The organism is Bradyrhizobium forestalis (assembly GCF_002795245.1).
GTDB lineage: Bacteria > Pseudomonadota > Alphaproteobacteria > Rhizobiales > Xanthobacteraceae > Bradyrhizobium > Bradyrhizobium forestalis.
Window position 1 is genome coordinate 212,283 of the sequence record NZ_PGVG01000008.1, and the last position, 23,260, is coordinate 235,542.

The window sequence follows — 23,260 nt, forward strand, 5'->3', positions numbered from 1 at the left end:
TGGCCTCAGTCCTTCTCTTCTTCGACGGCGGGCGCGGCGAGCGAGCGCAGCAGCAGCACCGGGATCAGCAGCATGAAAACGATCACCTCCTTGTAGTTGGAGGCATAGAAGGACGAGAACGCCTCGACGATGCCGACCACCAGCGCCGCGACGGCGGTTAAGGGGTAGCTGACGAGGCCGCCGATGATCGCGGCGACGAAACCCTTCAGCCCGATCAGGAAGCCCGAGTCATAGTAGAGCGTCGTGATCGGCACGATCATGATGCCCGAGAGCGCGCCGATCACCGAGGCCAGCAGGAAGGCGATCTGCCCCGACAGCGTGGTGCGGATGCCGGCCAGCCGCGCGCCCAGCCGGTTCACGGCGGTCGCGCGCAGCGCCTTGCCGTAGAGCGTCAGGCCGAAGAACAGCCAGAGTCCCACGATGAAGGCGATGGTGATGGCGTAGACGGTGATGCTCTGGCCGGTGAAGCGCAGCGCGCCGGCGGTGAAGGCGCCGGACAGCACGGCAGGTCCGCGCTGGCCTTCGGCGCCGAAGAACAACAGGCCGAGACCCTGCAGCGCGAGGTGCACGCCGACGGATGCGATCAGCAGCACCAGCACGGAGGTGTGCGCCAGCGGCTGGAAGGCGATGCGGTAGAGATAGAGGCCGATCATGGCCACGATCACCAGCGACAGCGCGATGCAGACCGCCACCGGCGGCTTCTGCGCGGCGAAATAGATGGTCAGTGCCAGCACGATTGCCGGCAGCACGATGTTGGTGATGCAGCTGCGGACGACCAGCCGCCCGTGCAGCGCCTTGCGCGCCACGAACAGGTCGAACGCGAAGGCGCCGATGCCCAGCGCCAGCGCGAGCTTGGCCGTGCCGGGCATCTGGCCCGCGGCCAGCGAGGCGTAGGTCAACGCGCCGTAGGTGACGAATTCGCCCTGGGGAATGAGGATGACGCGGGTGACGGCGAACACCAGCACCAGTGCCAGGCCGAGCAGCGCATAGATTGCGCCATTGGTGATGCCGTCCTGCACCAGGAACAGCATGATGGTGGTATTCAAGACCGGACGCTCCCCCTAATCCGGACCGGTCCTCTCGATTGCGGTGGACGGTCCGCTCACAGCCATTGAAAAACGCTGACGATATTTGATATGGTCCATAACAATTATCAAATATAACATCAAGGGTGGCGAGCGACCCGTCCCGAATTTAGCGGGATTACGAGCACGAGGCGATGACCGTTTCCAAAACCGCTGAAAAGTCCTCCGAAAAGCCGGCCGACGCGGCCAAGGGCCGCAAGGACGCGTCCGAGCCGCAGGCTGAGGCGCTCCAGCTCGGCGAGCTTTCCGAGCAGCTCGGCTATGTCCTGAAGCGGGCCCAGCTCAAGGTGTTCGAGAACTTTCTGCGCTGCATGGCCTCGCTCCAGCTGACGCCGGCGCAGTTCTCGGTGCTGCTGCTGGTCGAGAAGAACCCCGGCCGTAACCAGACCGAGATCGCCTCCACACTCGGCATCCTCAGGCCGAACTTCGTGGCCATGCTCGACAATCTGGAGAGTCGCGACCTCTGCGCGCGGATCCGCTCCACCAACGACCGCCGCTCGCACATCCTGGTCTTGACCGACAAGGGCAAGGCCGTGCTGGCGCGCGCAAAAAAACTCGTCGCCACCAAGCACGAGGCGCGGCTGAACGATCTGCTCGGCCAGGCCAACCGCGAGGCCCTGATCGGGATGCTCGCGAAGATCGCCAACGAGTTTTGAGGCGGACGGTCATTCCTGGGTGCGTGCGAGCGCGGTGAGGCGGGACGAGCCCGGCTATGGATGGGGGAGTGCGGGGGCTAAACGGAATGATGCGCTGCATCTGGAAGATGATGCTTGAAACGTCATTTTGCGCGTCCTAAGCTTGGCAAATCAAGCGCTGTAACTGCCACGGACATTGTGCCCCGTGATCACCGCCGCGCAGCTTCGGGCCGCCCGTGCCTTGCTCAGGATCGACCAGCGCGAACTCGCGCAGCGCTGTTCGCTGTCGCTGCCGACGATCCAGCGCATGGAGGCCTCCGAAGGGGTGATCCGCGGCAATGTCGATTCCCTGGTGAAGCTGGTCGAGGCGCTGTCGATTGCCGGCATCGAGCTGATTGCCGAGGGGGCCGTGTCGAGTGCCGGGGGGCGCGGTGTGCGGCTGAAGTCTCCACCCCCGAGCGCAGGCGGCCAACAGCGATGACGCGCGCGCAAGACATGATCCGGGAGCGGCTATGATCGCCGCGGCGCTATGGTCGGTGGCGGCTCTGCTGGCGCTGGCGCCTGCGGGAGTCGTGCTGGCGACGCGCCCGCGCGGCTCGATCATCCTCTACGGCGGATGCCTGATCGCCACATCGACGCTTTGTGTCACGGCGCTGTCAGATCTGCTCTTTTTCCCTCATCTGACGCCGAGCGCGACACTGCCGATCGGCCTGCCCTGGCTCGGTGCGCATTTCCGGCTCGATGCGCTGTCCGCCTTCTTCCTCGTGGTCGTCAATCTCGGCGGCGCCGCTGCGAGCCTGTTCGCGCTCGGCTACGGCCGGCACGAGGTCTCCCCCGGCCGCGTGCTGCCGTTCTATCCTGCCTATCTCGCGGGGATGAACGTCGTCGTGCTGGCAAACGATGCCTTCAGCTTCCTGGTCGCCTGGGAATTCATGTCGCTGACCTCTTGGGCGATGGTGGTCTCGCATCACCGGGAGGCCGAGAATGTCCGCGCCGGCTATGTCTATCTCTTGATGGCAAGTTTCGGCACGCTGGCGCTGCTGCTCGCTTTCGGCCTGCTCGCGAGCGGCGCCGGCTACGATTTCGATGCGATCCGAGCCTCGCATCCTTCCGCTGCGCTGAGCAGCGTGGTGATGATCCTCATGCTGCTGGGCGCCGGCTCCAAGGCTGGCCTGGTGCCGCTGCACGCTTGGCTGCCGCTCGCCCATCCCGCCGCACCCAGCCACGTCTCCGGCCTCATGAGCGGCGTCATGACCAAGGTCGCCGTCTACGGCTTCGTGCGCATCGTCTTTGATCTTCTGCCCGAACCGGTGTGGTGGTGGAGCATGGTGGTGCTTCTGGTCGGCGGTCCGTCGGCGACGCTGGGCGTGCTCTACGCGCTGATGCAGCGCGATATCAAGCGCGTGCTCGCTTATTCAACGATCGAGAATATCGGCATCATCTTCACCGGCCTCGGGCTGGCGCTTGCTTTCAAGGCGGAAGGACTCGACTGGGTGGCGGCGCTCGCTTTCACCGCGGCGATGCTGCATGTATTCAATCATGCGCTGTTCAAGAGCCTGTTGTTCTTCGGCGCCGGCGCGGTGCTGGGAGCAACCGGCGAGCGCGACATGGAGAAGCTCGGCGGGCTGATCCATCGCATGCCGAAGACGGCATTCGCGGTGCTGGTCGGCTGCGTCGCGATCTCGGCATTGCCGCCATTCAACGGCTTCGTTTCGGAATGGCTGACCTTCCAGGCGATCCTGCTCTCACCGCAGCTGCCCTCCTGGGGCCTCAAGCTGGTTATTCCGGCGGTCGGCGGTTTGCTGGCGCTCGCCGCCGCCTTTGCCGCCGCCTGCTTCGTCAAGCTCTATGGCATCAGCTTCCTGGGCCGGCCGCGTTCGGATGTCGCGGCGTCAGCACATGAGACCGACCGCTTCTCGCTGACCGCGATGCTCGTGCTTGCCGCCTTCTGCCTCGTTGCCGGCATCCTGCCCGGGCTGTTCATCGATGCGCTGGCGCCGGTGAGCAAGGCCATGGTCGGCAACATCATGCCGCATCAGGTCGGATTGCAGTGGCTCACGATCGTGCCGATCGCGGAAGGCCGCAGCTCCTATAACGGCCTTCTGGTGTTCCTGTTCGCGGCATTCTGCGGCACGGCGGCGGCGTCAGCCATTCACCGTTTCGCCTCCGACCGCTTACGCCGCGCGCCGGCCTGGGATTGCGGCTATCCCGATCCGAACCCTCTGATCCAGTACTCAGCCTCCAGCTTCTCGCAGCCGATCCGCCGCGTGTTCGGCAGCGTCATCTTTGCCGCACGCGAGATCGGCGAGATGCCGCCGCCGTCCTCGCCGGTTCCTGCGCGGCTCCACGTCGAACTGCACGATCTGATCTGGGATGTGCTGTATGCGCCGATTGCGAAGGTCATCGGCTTTGCGACCGACCGCATCAATATCCTCCAGTTCCTCACTATCCGCCGCTACCTGACCCTGGTCTTCGTGGCGCTGATCCTGCTGCTGTTGGTGGTGGCACTATGAACGCGCTGGGCGACATCCTCTCGCAGGGCGCCCAGATGTCGCTGGTGCTGGGGCTCGCGCCGCTGCTGACGGGTTTCGTGCGGAAGGTGAAGGCGCGGCTGCTGCGCCGGCGAGGGCCGCCGCTGCTCCAACCCTATCGCGACCTCATTCGCCTGATGCGCAAGGACGTCGTGCTCGCGGACAACGCATCCTGGCTGTTCCGCGTCATTCCCTATCTGATCTTCGCGGGCACCTGGGTCGCCGCCTCGCTGGTGCCGACTTTCGGCAATGGCCTGCTGTTCTCCTGGACCGCCGATCTCATCGCGATCATTGCGCTGCTCGGCAGCGCCCGTTTCTTCCAGGCGCTCGCCGGCATGGACGTCGGCACCGCCTTCGGCGGCATCGGCTCCAGCCGCGAGGTCATGATCGCCTCCCTGGCCGAGCCCGCGATGCTGATCACAGTGTTCTCGGTTGCGATGATCGCCGGCTCGACGCAGCTCCCCAACGTGGCCGAGTTCATGGGCTCGGACGCGGTCGGTCTGCGTGTGTCCCTGGGCATGGCGTTCGTGGCACTGACCATCGTGGCGCTGGCGGAGAACGCCCGCATCCCCGTCGATAATCCCGCCACCCATCTCGAGCTCACCATGGTGCACGAGGCCATGGTGCTGGAATATTCGGGGCGGCATCTCGCGCTGATCGATCTGTCGTCGCAGCTCAAGCTCCTGCTCTATGTCTCGCTGATCGCCTGCGTGTTTCTGCCATGGGGCACCGCGGCTGCCGATGCGGGCGTTGCGAGGCTCGTCCTTGGCGCGCTGCTCTATTTCGGCAAGCTGGCGGTACTTGGCTTTTTGCTCGCCGTGTTCGAGACGTCGATCGCCAAGATGCGCGTGTTCCGGATTCCGGAGTTCCTGGGCGCGGCGCTGATGCTGGCATTGCTTGCCACCCTGTTGCGCTTCGTGTCGGGGAGCATGTGACATGAGCAGCCTGCAATTCGACATCGCCCATCTGCTCGCTGGCTCGCTCGTGCTGGCAAGCTTCATGATGCTCTACCAGGACCGGCTCTATGCGCTGCTCAACGTCTACGCGTTACATGCGACCGTGCTGGCGCTATCGGTAGCGTGGCAGGCCTATGTGCAGCAAGCGCCGCATCTCTATGTCACGGCGCTGATCGCGCTGGTCTTCAAGGCCATTATCATCCCGGTGGCGCTGCACCGGATCATCAAGCGGCTCGGTATCCACCGCGAGATCGAGAATGCGATCGGCATCGGGTTGACCATGATGGCTGGCATCGGCCTCGTCGCACTGTCGATGGTGGTGATGCTGCGGGTGACGCCGAGCGCCGATGCGCTCGCGCGCGAGGACCTCGCCTTCTCGCTGTCGGTGGTGCTGCTGGGGCTCCTGATCATGGTTACGCGACGCAACGCCGTGAGCCAGGTCGTCGGATTCATGTCGCTGGAGAATGGGCTGGTGCTGGCGGCAACCGGCGCCAAGGGCATGCCGCTGGTAGTCGAGATCAGTGTCGCCTTCTCGGTGCTGATCGCCTTCATCGTGATCGGCATCTTCCTGTTCCGCATCCGCGAGCGCTTTGACAGCGTGGACGTGCAGGAGCTTGATCGCTTTCGCGGAGAGCGGCGATGAGCATCGACGCCCTCAGCACCATCCTCTTGATTCCGGCTCTCTCGGCGGCGCTGCTAGCGATTTTGCCCGGCTACCGACTGACGGCGAAGCTGAACGTCGTGGCGGCGCTCGCGACCTTCCTCACCTCACTCTCGCTGTTCGTGGTCGAACCGGTGTCGGGGCAGTATCTGCTGATGGACGACCTCAACAAGGTCTTCATCGTGTTGACCACCTTCGTCAGCTTCACCACATCGGTGTTCAGCGCGAGCTACATCCAGCACGAGATCGAGACCGGGCGCCTGGCGCCGGCGTTCCTGCGCTTCTATCACGCGATGTATCAGACGCTGATGTTCGCGATGAACCTCGCGCTCGTCGCCAACAATATCGGCCTGATGTGGGTCGCGGTCGAGATGGCGACGCTGACGACCGTGCTGATGGTCGGCATCTACCGCACCCATGAGGCGCTGGAGGCAGCCTGGAAATATTTCATCCTCGGTAGCGTCGGCATCGCGCTTGCGCTGTTCGGCACCATCCTGGTCTATATGGCGGCGCGCCCCGTGGTGGGCGAGGGGCTGGACGGCATGGTATGGACGGTGCTGGTGAAGCACGCCGCGCAGTTCGACCCGGCGTTGCTCAACGTCGCCTTCGCCTTCCTCCTGCTCGGCTACGGCACCAAGGTCGGCCTCGCACCGCTGCATGCTTGGCTGCCGGATGCGCATGCCGAGGGTCCGACGCCGATCTCGGCGGTGCTGTCCGGCCTGTTGCTCAATGTCGCGCTCTATGCGCTCCTGCGCTTCAAGATGATGCTCGCGGTCAACTCCGCGGCGATCGCGCCGGGTCCGTTGATGGTGACCATGGGCCTGATCTCGGTGATCTTCGCCGCGCTGATGCTGTACCGGCGCCGCGACATCAAGCGGATGTTCGCCTATTCCTCGATCGAGCATATGGGCATCATCGTCTTCGCCTTCGGCATGGGCGGGCCGCTCGCGAATTTCGCAGGGCTGTTGCATATGACCATGCATTCGCTGACCAAGTCGGCGATCTTCTTCGCGGTCGGCCACATCGCGCAGGTCAAGGGCACACAGAAGATCGCCGATATCGGCGGGCTCACGGTGACCAACCCCGCGCTCGGCTGGGGCCTGATGCTCGGCGTCATCGCCATCGTCGGGCTGCCGCCGCTCGGCATCTTCATGAGCGAGTTTCTGGTCGTGAGCTCGACTTTCGCCCGCGCGCCCTGGCTGACGGTGATCCTGGTGCTCGGCATCATCATCGCGCTCGGCGGGCTTTTCCTGCGGATCGGCCCTGTGATGTTCGGCGAGCCCAAGGGCAAGACCGCGCCCGCGGAAGCCTCCTACGTGCCGATGTTCACGCATCTCGGATTGGTTCTGATGGCCGGCATCTATCTGCCGCCGGTGCTGGTCACCGGCTTCCAGAACGTCGCGAAGCTCCTGGGGTAGGCCATGGGCATCCTCGACAGCATCCCCCATGTCAATGCGGTGCCGTCGCACCGACCCTGGCCGCGCGTGGTCGTGACGGAGGCGGGCTGGCAGGCGGCGATAGATCGACTGGTCGAGGGAGGCCTCACGCTGCTCGGCTTGTGGGGCGAGCCGACCGCGGTGCATATGGCGATGCTCGATGCAGGCTCGGCCGAGATCGCCGTCGTGACCTACGAATGTACGGCCGGCGCATTTCCAAGCGTCGCCAGCCGTCATCCGCCGGCGCTTCGGCTCGAGCGGACCATCCATGATCTGTTCGGGCTTGTTCCTGCTGTCGCCGACGATCTGCGGCCATGGCTCGATCACGACGTCTGGGGCAAATCCCATCCGCTCTCGGGCCGCAACGCATCGCGCGACGTGCGGCCATACCAGTTCCTGCCGTCCGAGGGCGAGGCGTTGCACCAGGTGGCGGTCGGCCCCGTCCATGCCGGGATCATCGAGCCCGGCCATTTCCGCTTCACCGCCAATGGCGAGCATGTGGTGCGGCTGGAGCAGCGGCTCGGCTACACCCACAAGGGCATCGAGTCGCTGATGCAGGGCGCGAGCCTCGAGGCCGCGGCAAAGCTCGCCAACCGCACCTCCGGCGACAGCGCGGTGGCCTACGCTTTCGCCTTTGCCCGCGCGGCGGAAGCCGCGCTCGACATCGAGGTGCCGCGGCGCGCGACGTACTTGCGGGCGCTGATGGCGGAATTGGAGCGGCTCGCCAATCATTTCGGCGACATCGGCGCGATCTGCAACGATGCGTCGTTCGCGCTGATGCACGCCCAGACCGGCATTTTGCGCGAGCGGACCCTGCGCGCTGCGGATGCTGCGTTCGGCCACCGCCTGATGATGGACGTCGTCGTGCCCGGCGGCCTGGCGCGCGACATCGCGCCGGACGGTATCCCGGCGCTGCGAACGCTGCTTGCTGAAATCAAGAAGGTATTCCCGCTCTTGATCGAGCTTTACGACAACACCGCATCCTTGCAGGACCGCACCGTCACCACGGGCATCGTGAAGGCGGACTATGCGCGGCAGTTCGGCGCCGGCGGCTATGTCGGCCGCGCCTCGGGCCGCAATTTCGATGCACGACGCACGCTCGCTTACGCGCCCTACGATCTATTGTCGTTCGAGGTGCCGGTGCTGGAAGCCGGCGATGTCAACGCACGGGTCTGGATCCGCATCCGCGAGGTCGAGCAGAGCGTCGAGCTGATCGCGCAGATCCTCGACCTGATGGAGCCGGGCGAGATCAGGAGCGCGCCGCCGGCGGGGCGCGGTGCATGCGAAGGCCTGGCGCTGACGGAAGCCTTCCGCGGCGACGTTATGGCGTGGCTGCGGCTCGATGGTGATTTGCGCGTCGAACGCTGCCACCTGCGCGACGCGTCGTGGTTCCAGTGGCCGCTGTTGGAAACTGCGATCGAGGGCAACATCATTGCCGACTTTCCGCTCTGCAATAAGTCGTTCAACTGTTCCTATTCGGGCGCGGACCTCTAAGCCATGCGCAAGACCCTGTTCGAAAGCCTCACCCATGGTTCGCTGACGGAGCCCGCGCCGGCGCCGGACGAGTCTGCGCTGGCGGAGCTTGCAACGAAGGTCGATCGCGCCGCCCAGGCCAGGCTTGGACGTTCTCTTGCCATTCGCGAGGTCGATGCCGGGTCCTGCAACGGCTGCGAGCTGGAGATCCACGCGCTGTCCAACGCCTTCTACGACATCGAACGTTTCGGCCTGCGCTTCGTCGCCTCGCCGCGGCACGCCGACGTGCTGCTGGTCACGGGTCCGGTGACGAAGAACATGCGACAGGCGCTGGAGCGGACCTACAACGCGACGCCCGATCCGAAATGGGTCGTCGCCGTCGGCGGCTGCGCGATCGATGGCGGCATTTTCAGAGGCAGCTACGCCTGCGTTGGCGGCGTGTCCGAGACCGTTCCGGTGGATTTGCACATCACGGGCTGCCCGCCGTCGCCGACGGACTTGTTGAAGGGCCTGCTCGCGCTGCTGGAGCACGTCAGCGCCAAGGGGTGAGCTGCGCCGACGAGTTTGCGGCGCGCGCGTCCGCCTCACTCTCGGTGTCATCGCCCGCGTAGGCGGGCGATCCAGCACTCCGCGGCAGTCGTGGGATACGGAGAAGCTGCGGCGTACTGGATTCCCCGCCTGCGCGGGGAATGACACCGTCATTGGGGCAGGCGCCTCAATCCACCAAAATCACCCGGATGTCGTTCACATTCGTCAGCGTCGGGCCGGGCTGCAGCAGGTCGCCGGTCGCCTCGAAGAACGTCGTCGCGTCGTTGTTGTCGAGATAGGCCTGCGGCTGCAGCCCCTGCGCCTTCATCTTCGCGAAGGTCGCCGCGTCGATCAGCGCGCCGGCGGGGTCGGTCGGGTGGCCGGCGCCGCCGTCGGCGCCGTCGGTGTCGCCGGCGAGTGCCGAAATGTCCGGCGTGTCCCTCAACAGCGAAGCCAGCGCCAGCGCGTATTCCTGGTTCGGTCCGCCGCGCCCATTGCCGCGCACGGTGACCGTGAGCTCGCCGCCGGAGAGGATCGCGACGCGCTTGCCTTGGGCGCGTGCTTGCAGCGCCAGCCTGGCATGATCGGCGGCGACCTCGCGAGCCTCGCCCTCGAGATCGGCGCCGAGATCGATGGTCTCGTAACCGGACTCGCGCGCGAGCTTCACCGCGGCGTCCAGCGATTGCTTGGGACGCGCGATCAGCTCGAAATGCGCGCGCGCAAACGCCGCGTCACCCGGCTTGCAGCTTTCGTTATTGGGATCGTCGAGGGCGCGGCGCACGGCATCGTCGATGTCGAGCTTGTACTTGGCCACGATCGCGCGCGCGTCCGCCAGCGTCGTCGCATCGGGCACGGTGGGGCCGGAGGCGATCGCGGAAGGATCGTCATGCGGCACGTCGGAGATCGCCAGCGTGACGATCTCTGCGGCATTCCTGCCGGCGCGCGCCAGCCGGCCACCTTTGATGCGCGACAGATGTTTCCTGACCGTGTTCATCTCGCCGATCGGCGCACCCGAGCGCAGCAGCGCCTTGTTGACCGCCTGCTTCTGCGCGAAGCTGACGCCGTCCACGGGCGCGATCCAGTTCGCCGAGCCGCCACCGGTGAGCAGCACCAGCAGCAGATCGTCGGGCCCGGCCTCGCCGGCGAGCTCGAGCGTGTCGGCGGCGCCCTTCAGGCCCGCCTCGTCAGGCACGGGGTGGCCGGCCTCGACCACGCGGATGCGGCGCGTCGGCACGCCGTAGCCGTGGCGCGTGGTGGCGATGCCGACCAGCCGCTCCGGCGCGAGTTTCAGCGTGTCGAGATAGTGCCGTTCCGCCGCCGCGGCCATCGCGCCGGCACCCTTGCCGGCGGCAAGACAGATCACGCGTCCCTCGGGGGCAGGCCGCAAGTGAGGGGCCAGCACCACATTGGGATGGGCGGCGGCAACGGCGGCGTCGTAGAGCGCGCGGAGAAGTGGACGTCGGTCGGTCATTGGCGAGGCCTTCGGCGGACTGGAGTGACCGGCGAGCGCGCGATGCCGCTCGCCGCCGACCTGCCTAGCGCATCAGGCGGGAAAGCGTAAGCGGCCTTTGCCATCATTCGATTGTGCAATCGCGTGATGATAATCCGCACGAGAACCGAAAGCCCCCTGCGGCGATCTCGCAGGGGGCTCTGGATGTCAAGCTGGCAGAAGCCTAACCGCTGACGTCGGCGTTGATGATGTCGCCGAACCGTTCCCAGCTCTCACCCTTGAGGCGCATGAGCTGAAGTTGCGACAGCGGCGCAAAGTCGGTCGGGCTGGTATTGACCTTGACGCCGGGCAACAGGCCGACCGGTTCGAAATCCTTGATACCGGCCGCCTGCTTCATGATGTTCTCGCGGGTGAGATTGTCGCCGCAAGCCTTCAATACCTGCACGAGGCCTTGCGATACGATGTAGGCGTACATCACATTGAAGTCGGCTCGATTGGCGTCAGGATAATATTTGTCGAGGAACTCGTTCCAGGCCTTGATTGCGGGATCGTCTTTCCATTGCGGATCGGTAGGGTCCTTGAGGTAGATCGACGAGATGATGCCTTGCGCGTTCTCGAAGCCGGCGGGCTTTATCACGCTTCCGATCTGGGCCGAGACGTTGTTGAGGAAGTGCAGCGGCTTCCAGCCGATCTCTGCGTTCTTCTTGATCGCCTGTGCCGCGAATTTCGGTGTCGTGATGTTGAAGAACACGTCCGCACCGGTGGCCTTCAGCTTGACGATGTGGGAATCGATCGTCGGCTCCGACACTTCGTAACTTTCTTCCATGACGATCATCGACGCGGCCTTGGCGCCGAGACCATCCTTGAAACCTTTCAAATAGTCCTTGCCGTAATCGTCGTTCTGGTAAAGCACCGCGATCTTGGCATTGGGGTTATTCTTCAGAATGTATTTGGCGTAGATGATCGACTCGCTCTGGTAGTTGGGTTGCCAGCCCGTAGTCCACGGAAAATCCTTCGGATCGTTCCATTTGGTGGCACCGGTGGCGACAAAGAGCTGCGGCACCTTCTTGCTGTTCATGTATTTCTGGATCGCCGTGTTCGGCGGCGTGCCGAGAGAGTTGAAAATCAGGAGCACCTCGTCGCTCTCGACCAGCTTGCGCGCCTGCTCCACTGTCTTCGGTGGCGAGTAGCCGTCGTCATAGGAAATGAAGTTGATCTTGCGGCCGTTGATGCCGCCTTCCGCATTGATCTTGCGGAAATAGGCTTCTTCCGTCTTGCCGATCACGCCGTAGGCGGAGGCCGGTCCGCTGTAGGGCATGATGTTGCCGATCTTGATCTCGGTATCGGTCGCGCCGGTATCGTATTTCTTCTGCGCCGATGCAGTGGAGGCCGAGGCCGCAATGAGTGCAAGCGCCAGTGACGCGGCCGCAAGTTTGCCGGTGACAGCAGGCATTCCAATCTCCCTGTTTTTCTTGATGAGTGTGCGTCATTTTCTTTTTGGGCTTCTTGGCGACGCGGCGGCGATTGAATACGATTTGCGTTGCGGCATCAAGGAAAAGCCCCTGCGAGGAGGTCGCAGGGGCTGCTTCTTTAGTAGTCACGGTCGGCCATGCCGGCCTTTCAGCCGCTGACGTCGCCGCTGAGGACGTCACCGAACAGCTCCCAGCTTTCGCCCTTGAAGCGCATGAGCTGCACCTGGGACAGCGGAGCAAAGTCGGTGGGGCTGGTATTGGCCTTGATGCCCGGCAGTAGGCCGGCGGGTTCGAAGTCCTTGATGCTGGCTGCCTGCTTCATGACATTGGCGCGCGTCACATCGTCGCCACATGCCTTCAGGACGTGCTCGAGGCCCTGGGCCACGATGTAGCCGTACATCACCGCCGAATCCGTTCGGTTGGCTTCGGGATAGTACTTGTCGAGGAACGCATTCCAGGCCTTCATCGCCGGATCGTCCTTCCATTGCGGATCGGTCGGATCCTTGTAGTAGTTCGAGGAGATGATGCCTTGCGAGGCCTCGAAGCCGGCCGGCTTCATGACGCTCCCGATGGAGACCGAGACGTTGTTGAGGAAGTGCATTGGCTTCCAGCCGATCTCGTGCATCTTCTTGATCGACTGAGCCGCAAATTTCGGCGTGGTGACGTTGAAGAATACGTCGGCATCCGTCGACTTCAGCTTGACGATGCTGGAGTCGATGGTCGGCTGCGCCACCTCGTAGCTTTCCTCGACCACGATCATCGATTCTGCCTTGGCGCCGAGGCCGTCCTTCAGGCCTTTGACATAATCTTTGCCGTAGTCGTCATTCTGATAGAGGATGGCTATCTTGGCGTTCGGCTTCTCCTTCAGAATGTACTTTGCGTAGATGCGGGCTTCGGTCTGGTAGTTCGGCTGCCAGCCCATGGTCCACGGGAAATTCTTGGGATCATCCCACTTGGTGGCGCCGGTGGCGACGAAGAGCTGCGGCACCTTCTTCGAGTTCATATATTTCTGGATCGCCGAGTTCGGCGGCGTGCCGAGCGATTGGAAGATCAGCAGCACCTCGTCGCTCTCGACCAGCTTGCGCGCCTGCTCCACCGTCTTCGGCGGCGAATAGGCGTCGTCATAGGAGACGAAATTGATCTTGCGGCCGTTGATGCCGCCTTCTGCGTTGATCTTGCGGAAATAAGCCTCCTCGGTCTTGCCGATCACGCCGTAGGCGGAGGCCGGTCCGCTGTAGGGCATGATGTTGCCGATCTTGATTTCGGTGTCGGATGCACCGGTGTCGTATCTCTTCTGCGCGGACGCTGTCGTGGAAAGCGCGGCAGCCAGCACGAGGGCAGCCGAGAAGGCCCCCAATCGCACATGCATTGCAGGCATCTTGATCTCCCTGGGCAGGTTTGAATGTGTCGATTGTTCTTGTTGGGGGCGATCGTTGTCGCTCCGTCGCCTATTCAATACCTATCCACGGCCGGCAGCAAGAAGAACGCCCCGCATGAGCGTCGCAGGACCGGCGATCTTCGCGAAGACGACGCTGAATATTCCGGCGCGGGAGATTTCGTGCCGGCCGATCCACCGCTGGAGTTGCTCTGCGCAGAAGAGGCTATCTTGAATTGCGCCGCCGCGGCGCTCAGTGGCCGATGTCGCTCGAGATGATATCGCCGAACAGCTCCCACTTCCGGCCCTTGAACCGCATCATCTGGAGCTGTTCGATCGGGGCGAAATTGTCCGGCGCGGTATTAACCTTGATGCCGGGCAGCAGCGTGTCGGGTGCGAAGTCCTTCAGGCTGGCAGCCTGCTTCATGACATTCTCGCGGGTGAGATCGTCGCCGCACATCTGCAGCACCTTCACCATGGTCTGCGCGGCGGCATAGCCGAACACGACGCCGGCATCGAGCTTGTTGGCCTTGGGGTCGTATTGGGCGAGGAAGCTGTAGAACTTCTTCATGCCGTCATCGGCATCCCACTGCGGATCGGAGCCGTCCTTGATGTAGCTCGCCGACAGGATGCCTTGCGAGATCTCGAAGCCCGCCGGTTCGATCACGCCGCCGACCGAGGCCGAGACGTTGGAGATGATCTGGACCGGATGCCAGTTGATCTCTGCCGCCTTCTTGATCGCCTGCGCTGTGAATTTCGGGGTGGTGACGCTGATGAAGACGTCGGCGCCGGAGGCTTTCAATTTGACGACGTGCTCGTCGATCGCCGGCTCCGAGGTGTCATAGGCTTCTCCCAGCACGATCATCGAAGCCTTGGCCCCAAGACCCTCCTTCAGCCCCTTCAGATAGTCCTTGCCGAAATCGTCGTTCTGGTAGAGCACGCCGATCTTTCCGTCCGGCTTCTCCTTCATGACGTACTTGGCGTAGATGCGCGCCTCGCTCACGTAGCTCGGCTGCCAGCCCATGGTCCAGGGATATTGCTTGGGATCGTTCCATTTCGACGCGCCGCTCGCCACGAACAATTGCGGCACCTTCTTCTCGTTCATGTATTTGCGGATGGCGCTGTTGGTGGAGGTGCCGAGCGAGCCGAAGATCAACAGCACACCGTCGCTCTCGACCAGCTTGCGCGCCTGCTCCACCGTTTTCGGCGGCGAATAGGCGTCGTCATAGGAGATGAATTTGATCTTGCGGCCGTTGATGCCGCCCTCGGCATTGACCTTGTTGAAATAGGCCTCCTCGGCCTTGCCGATCGCGGCATAAGCGGAGGCCGGACCGCTATAGGGCATGATGTTACCGATCTTGATCTCGGTATCGGAAGCGCCGCTGTCGTATTTCTGCTGCGCCAGCACTTCGCTGCTCATTGCAGTGCACAACGCGAATGCGACGCAGAGGGTCGCAACCTGAAAACGAACGACAGTCATTGTTCTCCTACCCCGAGCTGGATCGGCGCCGCATTGAACAAGATTGCGGCCAGACGTCAACAAAAAGCCCCCGCGGTTGCCCGCGGGGGCTCTTCGCGCAGAATTGTTGCGTCAGCGTGTCATTCGGAGGCGACGTCGCCGCTGATGATCTCGCCGAACAGTTCCCACTTCTCGCCCTTGAAGCGCATCATCTGGAGCTGCGCGATCGGAGCGAAGTCGCTGGCGCCGGTGTTGATCTTGATGCCGGGCAGCAGGGTATCCGGCGCAAAGTCCTTCAGGCTCGCCGCCTGCTTCATGAGGTTGGCGCGGGTGAGATCGTCACCGCACATTTCCAGCACCTTGGCCAGGGTCGACGCGGCGCCGTAGCCATAGACCATGGAGGTGTCGGATTTGTCGGCGCCCGGCATGTACTTGTCGACGAACTCGTTCCACCTCTTCATGCCGGGATCATTGGCCCACTGCGGATCCGTCGAATCCTTGGCGTAGGCCGCCGATAGCACGCCCTGCGCGTTCTCGAAGCCGGCCGGCTTCATCACGCTGCCGACCGAAATCGACACGTTGGTGAGGATCTGGAGCGGCTTCCAGCTGAGCTCGGCGGTCTTCTTGATGGTCTGGGCTGCAAACTTCGGCGTTGTGTAGATCAAGAGCACGTCGGGATTGGCCGCCTTGATCTTGACGATGTGGCCGTCGATCGACGGCTCGGAGACCTCATAGCTCTCTTCCATGATGATCATGGACGAGGCCTTGGCGCCGAGCCCGTCCTTGGTGCCCTTGAGGTAGTCTTTGCCGAAATCGTCGTTCTGATAGAGGATCGCGATCTTGGCGTCGGGCTTCTCCTTCATCAGCCATTTCGCGTAGATGTGCGCTTCGCTCTGGTAGGAGGGCTGCCAGCCCATGGTCCAGGGGAAGTTCTTCGGATCGTTCCACTTGGTCGCGCCGGTGGCGACGAATAGCTGCGGGATCTTCTTGGCGTTGAGGTACTTCTGGATCGCCGTGTTCGAGGGCGTGCCGAGCGGGTTGAAGACGGCCAGCACCTCGTCGCTCTCGACCAGCTTGCGGACCTGCTCGACGGCTTTCGGCGGCGAATAGCCGTCGTCATAGGTTACGAAATTGATCTTGCGGCCGTTGATGCCGCCCTTGTCGTTGATCATCTTGAAATAGGCTTCCTCGGTCTTGCCGATGATGCCATAGGCCGACGCCGGACCGCTGTACGGCATGATGTTGCCGATCTTGATCTCGGTATCGGACGCGCCGGTGTCGTATTTCTTTTGGGCGAGTGCAGCGCCGGAGGTGAGGGTAATGGCCGCCGTTGCCGTGACCAGCGCGGCGGCTCGCAGTGTTCTTCCGAAAAGCAATTGGGTCTCCTTCGTTCAACAACAGTCCGTGAGAGTTTTCAGTTCTTCCTGAGCTTGCCGACGAATTGCTGGCCCAGGATCGCGACCTGCCTTGCGCCGTGCGGCACGAGGTAGATGACGAGGAACAACAGTACGCCGAACACCGCGCCGGAGAGGCCCTTGGAGATGCTTTCCGCCATGTTCGGCACGAAGATGATGAAGGCCGCACCGACGAACGAGCCGGGCAGCCAGCCGACGCCGCCGACGACCATGCCGAGGAACAGCGAGATCGCAAGCGTGATGGTGTAGCTGTCGGGAGCCACGAACTGCACGGCAATGGCGCCAAGCGAGCCGGCAACGCCGGTGATGCCGGCGGACACCCCGAAAGCCAGCGTCTTGTAGAGCGAGACGTTGACCCCCATCGAGGAGGCCGCGATCTCGTTGTCGCGGATCGCCATGAAGGCGCGGCCGGAGCGGGAGCGCAGCAGGTTCACCGAGAAGATGTAGATCGCGACCGTCACGGCGAGCGTGAAATAGTACAGCCACATGTCCTGCGACATCGGCAGGCCGAACGGCGCGTCCGGCTTGGTGACGACGAGGCCCTGCACGCCGCCGGTCCAGTGCTCGAGGAAGTTCAGCTTCAGCAGCTGCGGCATCGCGGTGGCGAGCGCGAAGGTCGCGAGCGCGAGATAGACGCCCGACAGCCGCAGCGCCGGCTTGCCGAACAGGTAGCCGAATGCGAAGCAGACCGCGGCGGAAATCGGAATGGTCAGCGCGTAGTTGAAGTTGAAGTACTCCATCAGCACCGCCGACGTATAGGCGCCGACGGCGTAGAACGCGCTCTGGCCGAGCGAGAACTGGCCGGAGCCGCCGGTCAGGATGTTCAGCGCCAGCACCGCGAGCCCGTAGATCAGGAGCATCGTCATCTGGAAGATGATGAAGTTCTTGACGAACACCGGCACGATCAACAGCGCCGCCAGCACCACCAGCGAGGTGCCGGTGCCCAGCGTCATGGCCCGCTTCGGAACCGCCTCGACCGCTTCGTGGCCTTCGGCGACGACTTCTTCTGCAGCGCTCATGATCAAACTCGCTTGACGATGTGCCGGCCGAACAGGCCAGCGGGTTTGACGACCAGGACGGAGATGATCAGCGCGAGCGCGATCGGGAGTTTCAGCTCGTTGCCGACGCCGGGGATGTAGGTGCCGGCGAGATTCTCGAAGATGCCGACCAGGAAGCCGCCGACCACGGCGCCGAACGGGCTCGACAGTCCGCCGAGCACCGCCGCGGCGAAGCCGTAGATCAGGACGCCGCCCATCATGTTGGGCTCGAGGAAGACGACGGGAGCGATCAGCATGCCGGCGATCGCGCCGATCGCGGTCGCCATGCCCCAGCCGAGCGCGATCATCCAGCTCGTGTTGATGCCGACCAGGCGGGCCGATTCAGGCACCGACGCAGCGGCCCGCATCGCCAGACCGATGCGGGTGTACTGGAAGAAGAAATAGAGCCCGAGCAGCAGCAGCACCGTGACGCCGATCATGCCCGCCTGGTGGGTGGAGATCAGCTGGCTGCCCAGGAACGGCGCGGAGCCGAACGGGGTCGGATACTGCTTGATGGTGAAATCCCAGATCAGGCCGGCCGAGGAGTTGATGATCGCAAACAGGGCGATGAAGCCGGCGACGTTGGTCAAAATCGGAGCCTTGGCGAGCGGCTTGAACAGGATGCGCTCGATCGCGATGCCGGCGACGAAGGAAAATGCCAGCGTGATCAGGAAGGCGGCCCAATAGGACACGCCCCACTGCATCAGCTGCCAGGAGATGAAGGTCGAGAACATCGCCATCTCGCCCTGTGCGAAGTTCAGATGGTCGATGGCCTGGTAGATCATGACCACGGCGAGCGCCATGCAGGCATAGATCGCGCCCGTGGCGATGCCGGCCAGGACCTGGTTGGTGAAAAGCTCCATCGTGCCGGCTCCTAGAGTATGACGGCTTCGGGTTGAACTGTGGCGAGATCGAAGATCCACCTCTCCCCAGCGGGGAGAGGTCGATTTGCGCAGCAAATCGGGTGAGGGGCCACAGCCCCGACTTGAGACCGTAACCCCTCACCCGGCGCTACGCGCCGACCTCTCCCGAAGGGAGAGGTGGACTGAGTGCGCCGATACAGTGTTGCCATCATCCGCTCCTCAATAACCCAGATAGGATTTGCGGATTTCTTCGTTGTTCGCGATGTCCTTGGCTTTGCCCGACATCACGATGCGGCCGGTCTCGATCACATAGGCATGGTCGGCGAGCTCGAGCGCGAGCTGGGCGTTCTGCTCGACCACCAGGATCGACACCTTGTCCTCGCGGTTGATCTTGCCGAGGATGCCGAACAGATCGCGCACCACCAGCGGCGCGAGGCCGAAGGAGGGCTCGTCCAGCAGCATCAGCCGCGGCCGCAGCATCAGCGCGCGGGCGACCGCGAGCATCTGCTGCTCGCCGCCGGAGAGCGTGCCGGCCTGCTGGGTGTGGCGCTGCTTCAAGACCGGGAAATGCGCGTACATGCGCTCGATGTCGGAGACGATGCCGGCGCTGTCCTTGCGGGTGATCGCCCCGAGCTGGAGGTTCTCCTCGACCGTCATGGTGGTGAAGGTGCCGCGGCCCTGCGGTACATGGGCGATGCCGAACCGCACGATGTTCTCGGTCGAGCGGTTGTTCAGCGGCTTGCCGTCGAACTCGATCGCGCCGGTCGAGCGCACCATGTTGCAGATCGCGCGCAGCGTGGTGGTCTTGCCGGCACCGTTGGCTCCGAGCAGCGTCGTCAGCGATCCCTCGTTGAGCGAGAAGGAAAGCCCATGGAGTGCCTGGACCTGGCCGTAATAGGCGCGCAGGTCCTTGACGTTGAGCAGTGTCGTCATTGGTCCTTGCTCCCGAGATAGGCCTTGATGACGTCGGGATCGGCCTGCACCTGGGCGGGAGTGCCTTCCGCGAGCTTCTTGCCGAAATTCAGCGCGACGACGTGGTCGGCAATCGACATCACGAGGCCCATATGGTGCTCGACCAGCAGCACGGTCATGTGGCGCTCATCGCGGATGCGGCGGATGAGGTCGCCCAGCACATAGACTTCCTCGTGATTGAGGCCGCCGGCGGGCTCATCGAGCAGCAGGATCTTCGGATCGGCCGCCAGCGCGCGCGCCAGCTCGACCCGCTTCTGCGTGCCGAAGGGCAGGCCGGAGACGATGGTGTGGGCGACGTCCTCGAGGTCGAGATAGGCGAGGATCTCGTGCACCTTCTTGTTGACGTCGGTCTCGCTGCGCCGGACCCAAGCAAGTTTCAGGGAGTCGCTGATGATGTCGCTGGAGGTCTTCGAATGCGCGCCGACGCGGACGTTGTCCATCACCGACAGGTTCGGGAACAGCGCCACGTTCTGGAAGGTGCGGCCGATGCCGATCTCGGCGATCCGGTGTGGCGGCCGCGACAGGATGCTGACGCCTTCCATCAGGATGTCGCCGGACGACGGCTGATACAGGCGCGAAAGGCAGTTGAAGAGCGTGGTCTTGCCGGCACCGTTGGGGCCGATCAATCCGAGGATCTGGCCCTTGTGCATGTCGAAGGACACACCGTTGAGCGCGACGATGCCGCCGAACACGACGCTGACGTCGCGAACCGCGAGCAGGGGCGATGTCCCCCGCGCGAGCTGTGCCTGCGTCATCTCGTCTCGCTCACGTCGTTCAGTGAGCGATGGGGCGATGCGAACCGCTCCCGGTGATGACAAAGGCTATCTGAACCCCTCGGCCACACGCGCAACTTTTCCTCCTGATTTCAGCTTTTTGCTGATGTCTTTTTTGGAATGCGGCATCAGACCCCCGAGCGCCGCTTCGATGTTCCTTACCATCGCTAAGAGACGCGGTCCAATGTCGTTGATCAAACGCTCTTCCGTGAAGCGGAATGCCGGCGCGCCGCAATTGAATGCGTAAGGTCCGGTTCCATCGTTGAGCTTGAGCGCGACGCCGGCCGCGCCGATATCGTCGTGCCAGTCGCCGACCGAAATCGCAAAGCCGTATTTCGCGACGGTCTCGCCGGAACGTTCCAATCCGTCGCGCATCTTCGGCCAGCGGCTGCCGTAATGTTCGCGCAGAATGCGTGACACTTCGGCGCGCCCCTCGTCGTCGAGCGCCCAGAAATAGGCGCGGCCCATCGCACTGGTTGCAATCGGCACGCGCGAGCCGACGTCAAGTTGAACGCCGAGCGTCTCGCTGCCGCGGCTCTGCCCGAAATAGATCATGCTGTGACGGTCGCGGCCGCCGACGGCGACGGCGCCGCCGGTCGCGCGCATCACTTCGTCGCGGAACGGCTCGGACAAATGCCGAACGCCCAGATTGGCCAATGCCGCGTAACCGAGCGACATCGCTGCGGGTGCGAGCTGGTATTTCTCGAACCGGGGAACCGGCGTCAGATAGCCGAGCTTGGTCAACGTGTAGGTCAGCCGCGACACCGTCGGCTTGGGCAGATTGGTGCGGGCCGCAATCTCCTGATTGCCGAGGAGGCCGTCATTGGGTTGGAACGCGCGCAATACATCCAGTCCGCGGGAAAGCGCGACGACGAAATTCCGATCGGTCGCAGTCTTCTTTCCTGTACGCTTCATCCCTGATCTGCTTCTTGCGCGGAGTCGTTGACAACGTCCGTGCTTCAAAATAACCCTGCCGTCAAGATGCGGAATTAAATTCCGCACCGCGAAATCGACAAAAGTATATAACCCCACCAAGGAGGGACACCGTGAGCGAAGTGGTCAAGCTTGAGCGTCATGACGAAGTCGGTATCGTCACGGTCAACAGCCCGCCGGTCAACGCGCTGAGTGCCGCAGTCCGCGGTGGCATCCTCGAATGCATCAAGGCTGCGGTCGCCGATCCCGCCATCAAGGGCATCGTGCTGACCTGCGCCGGCCGCACCTTCATCGCGGGTGCCGACATCACCGAGTTCGGCAAGCCGCCGAAGCCGCCCGGCCTCAACGAAGTTCTGGCCGAGATCGAGAATTCGCCGAAGCCGGTCGTTGCGGCGATCCACGGCACCGCGCTCGGCGGCGGCCTCGAGGTCGCGCTGGCCTGTCATTTCCGCGTCGCGGTGAAAGAGGCCAAGCTCGGCCTGCCCGAGGTGAAGCTCGGACTTCTGCCTGGTGCCGGCGGCACCCAGCGCCTGCCGCGCGCGGTGGGCCCAGAGCTCGCCGTCAAGATGATCGTCGGCGGCGACCCGATCGGTGCGGCGGAAGCGCTGAAGAATGGCTTGATCGAGGAGATCGTCGAGGGGCCTGCTTCCGGCGGCGAAGCCTTCGTGCGCAAGCTGCTCGCCGAGAAGCGCCCGCTGCGGCGCCTGCGCGATGACGATTCCAAGCTCGCGGCGGCCAAGGCCGACCGCTCGATCTTCACCAATGCGGTTGCGGCCATGACCAAGAGGTCGCGCGGCCTGGAGGCGCCGTTCGCGGCGGCCGACGCCGTCGGCTACGCCATTGACCTACCTTTCGACGAGGGCCTGAAGAAGGAGCGCGAGGGCTTCCTCAAGCTCGTCGCCAGCGATCAGTCCAAGGCGCAGCGTTACGCCTTCTTCGCCGAGCGCGAAGCGGCCAAGATCGCGGGCGTGCCTGAAGGCGCCAAGCCGCGTCCGGTCAACCGTGTTGCCATTCTCGGGGCGGGTACCATGGGCGGCGGCATCGCGATGTCCTTTGCCAATGCCGGCATTCCCGTCACGCTGATCGAGACCGGCGAGGAGCAGCTCAAGCGCGGCCTGGGCGTCATGCAGAAGAACTGGGAAGCGACCGCCGCGCGCGGCGGCATCCCGGCCGACGCGCCCGCCAAGCGCATGGCTCTGATCAACGGCGTCGTCGGCATCGAGAATGTCGGCGATGCCGACCTCGTCATCGAGGCCGTGTTCGAGACCATGGCGGTGAAGAAGGAGGTGTTCGGCAAGCTCGACCAGTACGCCAAGCAAGGCGCGGTGCTCGCCTCCAACACCTCCTATCTCAACATCGATGAGATCGCGAAATCGACCAAGCGTCCGCAGGACGTTTTGGGTATGCACTTCTTCTCGCCGGCCAACGTCATGAAGCTGTGCGAGATCGTGCGCGCCGACAAGACCGCGCCAGATGCGCTGGTGACTGCGGTGACGATCGCGCGAAAAATCGCGAAGGTGCCGGCCGTGGTCGGCGTCTGCGACGGCTTTGTCGGCAACCGCATGCTCGCCCAGCGCGGCAAGCAGTCGGAGAAGCTGCTGTTCGAGGGCGCGCTGCCGCAGCAAGTCGATGCCGTCGTGACGAAGTTCGGCATGCCGATGGGCCCGTTCGCGATGGGCGACCTCGCCGGTCTCGACATCGGCTGGCGCTCGCGGAAAGACCGCGGCATCAAGTCGGAGATCGCGGACGCGCTGTGCGAAGCCGGCCGCTTCGGCCAGAAGACCGGCAAGGGCTACTACAAGTACGAAGCCGGCTCGCGCGCGCCGCTGCCCGACCCTGATGTCGAGAAGCTGATCGACGAGACACTTGCCCGCCTCGGCCGCAAGAAGCGCGTCGTCAGCGACGAGGAGATCCTCGAGCGCATGATGTATCCGATGATCAACGAGGGCGCGAAGATCCTCGAAGAGGGCATCGCAGCGCGCCCCTCCGACATCGACGTGGTCTGGCTCTATGGCTACGGCTGGCCGATCTACCGCGGCGGCCCGATGTTCTGGGCCGACAGCGTCGGCCTGAAGCACATCGCCGACCGCCTGTCGTTCTACGCCAAGGAGACCAACGACCCGAGCCTCGAGCCCGCACCGCTGCTGAAGAAGCTTGCGGCGGAAGGCAAGACGTTTGCGTCGCTGGCGGCGGCGTCGAAGGCGGC

At 63.8% G+C, this 23,260-nt stretch carries 20 protein-coding genes; 9 read left to right on the forward strand and 11 right to left on the reverse strand.

Annotated features, from left to right (window positions below):
- Positions 1–5: 5 nt before the first annotated feature.
- The gene (locus tag CVM73_RS12810) at positions 6–1,046 is read right to left on the reverse strand and encodes a branched-chain amino acid ABC transporter permease (RefSeq protein ID WP_167406808.1); all 1,041 of its coding nucleotides are present in this window, start codon (positions 1,044–1,046) and stop codon (positions 6–8) included.
- A 173-nt stretch (positions 1,047–1,219) separates the two neighbouring features.
- Here CVM73_RS12810 and CVM73_RS12815 point away from each other — a divergent pair, with 173 nt between their 5' ends.
- The 8 genes from CVM73_RS12815 (at position 1,220) to CVM73_RS12850 (ending at position 9,326) form a co-directional block, all read left to right on the forward strand.
- Positions 1,220–1,741: a MarR family winged helix-turn-helix transcriptional regulator gene (locus CVM73_RS12815; RefSeq protein WP_100232338.1), complete on the forward strand. Its 522-nt coding sequence runs from the start codon at positions 1,220–1,222 to the stop codon at positions 1,739–1,741.
- 184 nt (positions 1,742–1,925) lie between these two features.
- Positions 1,926–2,201 carry a transcriptional regulator gene (locus CVM73_RS12820; RefSeq protein WP_100232339.1) on the forward strand — a complete coding sequence of 92 codons (276 nt, stop codon included), beginning with the start codon at positions 1,926–1,928 and terminating at the stop codon, positions 2,199–2,201.
- Between the two features lie 31 nt (positions 2,202–2,232).
- Positions 2,233–4,233: a hydrogenase 4 subunit B gene (gene hyfB, locus CVM73_RS12825; protein WP_100232340.1), complete on the forward strand. Its 2,001-nt coding sequence runs from the start codon at positions 2,233–2,235 to the stop codon at positions 4,231–4,233.
- Positions 4,230–5,186, forward strand: coding sequence for a respiratory chain complex I subunit 1 family protein (locus tag CVM73_RS12830; RefSeq protein ID WP_100232341.1), 957 nt, complete (start codon positions 4,230–4,232; stop codon positions 5,184–5,186). Before hyfB ends, CVM73_RS12830 begins: the two co-directional genes overlap by 4 nt.
- A 1-nt stretch (position 5,187) precedes the next feature.
- Positions 5,188–5,850, forward strand: coding sequence for a hydrogenase-4 component E (locus tag CVM73_RS12835; protein WP_100232342.1), 663 nt, complete (start codon positions 5,188–5,190; stop codon positions 5,848–5,850).
- Positions 5,847–7,286, forward strand: coding sequence for a hydrogenase 4 subunit F (locus CVM73_RS12840; RefSeq protein ID WP_100232343.1), 1,440 nt, complete (start codon positions 5,847–5,849; stop codon positions 7,284–7,286). The genes CVM73_RS12835 and CVM73_RS12840 overlap by 4 nt, the downstream gene beginning before the upstream one ends.
- A 3-nt stretch (positions 7,287–7,289) precedes the next feature.
- Positions 7,290–8,798, forward strand: coding sequence for a hydrogenase large subunit (locus tag CVM73_RS12845; protein ID WP_100232344.1), 1,509 nt, complete (start codon positions 7,290–7,292; stop codon positions 8,796–8,798).
- 3 nt (positions 8,799–8,801) lie between these two features.
- Positions 8,802–9,326, forward strand: coding sequence for an NADH-quinone oxidoreductase subunit B family protein (locus tag CVM73_RS12850; protein ID WP_100232345.1), 525 nt, complete (start codon positions 8,802–8,804; stop codon positions 9,324–9,326).
- Between the two features lie 166 nt (positions 9,327–9,492).
- On the opposite strand, the gene CVM73_RS12855 is transcribed toward CVM73_RS12850, so the two are convergent.
- From CVM73_RS12855 to CVM73_RS12900, 10 genes are all read right to left on the reverse strand, one after another.
- The gene (locus CVM73_RS12855; protein WP_100232346.1) at positions 9,493–10,776 is read right to left on the reverse strand and encodes a glycerate kinase type-2 family protein; all 1,284 of its coding nucleotides are present in this window, start codon (positions 10,774–10,776) and stop codon (positions 9,493–9,495) included.
- Positions 10,777–10,978: 202 nt separating this feature from the next.
- On the reverse strand, positions 10,979–12,208 hold the full coding sequence (locus CVM73_RS12860; protein ID WP_100232347.1) for an ABC transporter substrate-binding protein: 1,230 nt from the start codon (positions 12,206–12,208) through the stop codon (positions 10,979–10,981).
- A gap of 167 nt (positions 12,209–12,375) precedes the next feature.
- Positions 12,376–13,605 carry an ABC transporter substrate-binding protein gene (locus tag CVM73_RS12865; RefSeq protein WP_100232348.1) on the reverse strand — a complete coding sequence of 410 codons (1,230 nt, stop codon included), beginning with the start codon at positions 13,603–13,605 and terminating at the stop codon, positions 12,376–12,378.
- A 250-nt stretch (positions 13,606–13,855) separates the two neighbouring features.
- The gene (locus tag CVM73_RS12870) at positions 13,856–15,082 is read right to left on the reverse strand and encodes an ABC transporter substrate-binding protein (protein WP_100232349.1); all 1,227 of its coding nucleotides are present in this window, start codon (positions 15,080–15,082) and stop codon (positions 13,856–13,858) included.
- A gap of 119 nt (positions 15,083–15,201) precedes the next feature.
- On the reverse strand, positions 15,202–16,437 hold the full coding sequence (locus CVM73_RS12875; protein WP_100232350.1) for an ABC transporter substrate-binding protein: 1,236 nt from the start codon (positions 16,435–16,437) through the stop codon (positions 15,202–15,204).
- Positions 16,438–16,475: 38 nt separating this feature from the next.
- Positions 16,476–17,495 (reverse strand): branched-chain amino acid ABC transporter permease, encoded by a 1,020-nt coding sequence (locus tag CVM73_RS12880; RefSeq protein WP_100232351.1) that lies wholly within the window; start codon positions 17,493–17,495, stop codon positions 16,476–16,478.
- Positions 17,496–17,497: 2 nt separating this feature from the next.
- Entirely contained in the window at positions 17,498–18,376 is an 879-nt protein-coding gene (locus tag CVM73_RS12885) for a branched-chain amino acid ABC transporter permease (protein ID WP_100232352.1), read from the reverse strand.
- Positions 18,377–18,595: 219 nt separating this feature from the next.
- Positions 18,596–19,309, reverse strand: a complete 714-nt coding sequence (locus CVM73_RS12890; protein ID WP_100232353.1) for an ABC transporter ATP-binding protein — start codon at positions 19,307–19,309, stop codon at positions 18,596–18,598.
- Entirely contained in the window at positions 19,306–20,103 is a 798-nt protein-coding gene (locus CVM73_RS12895) for an ABC transporter ATP-binding protein (protein WP_100232354.1), read from the reverse strand. Before CVM73_RS12895 ends, CVM73_RS12890 begins: the two co-directional genes overlap by 4 nt.
- A 66-nt stretch (positions 20,104–20,169) precedes the next feature.
- The gene (locus CVM73_RS12900) at positions 20,170–21,036 is read right to left on the reverse strand and encodes an IclR family transcriptional regulator (RefSeq protein ID WP_167406809.1); all 867 of its coding nucleotides are present in this window, start codon (positions 21,034–21,036) and stop codon (positions 20,170–20,172) included.
- A gap of 131 nt (positions 21,037–21,167) precedes the next feature.
- On the opposite strand from CVM73_RS12900, the gene CVM73_RS12905 reads away from it, so the two are divergent.
- On the forward strand, positions 21,168–23,260 hold a 2,093-nt coding region (locus CVM73_RS12905; protein WP_100232356.1), incomplete at its 3' end, for a 3-hydroxyacyl-CoA dehydrogenase NAD-binding domain-containing protein.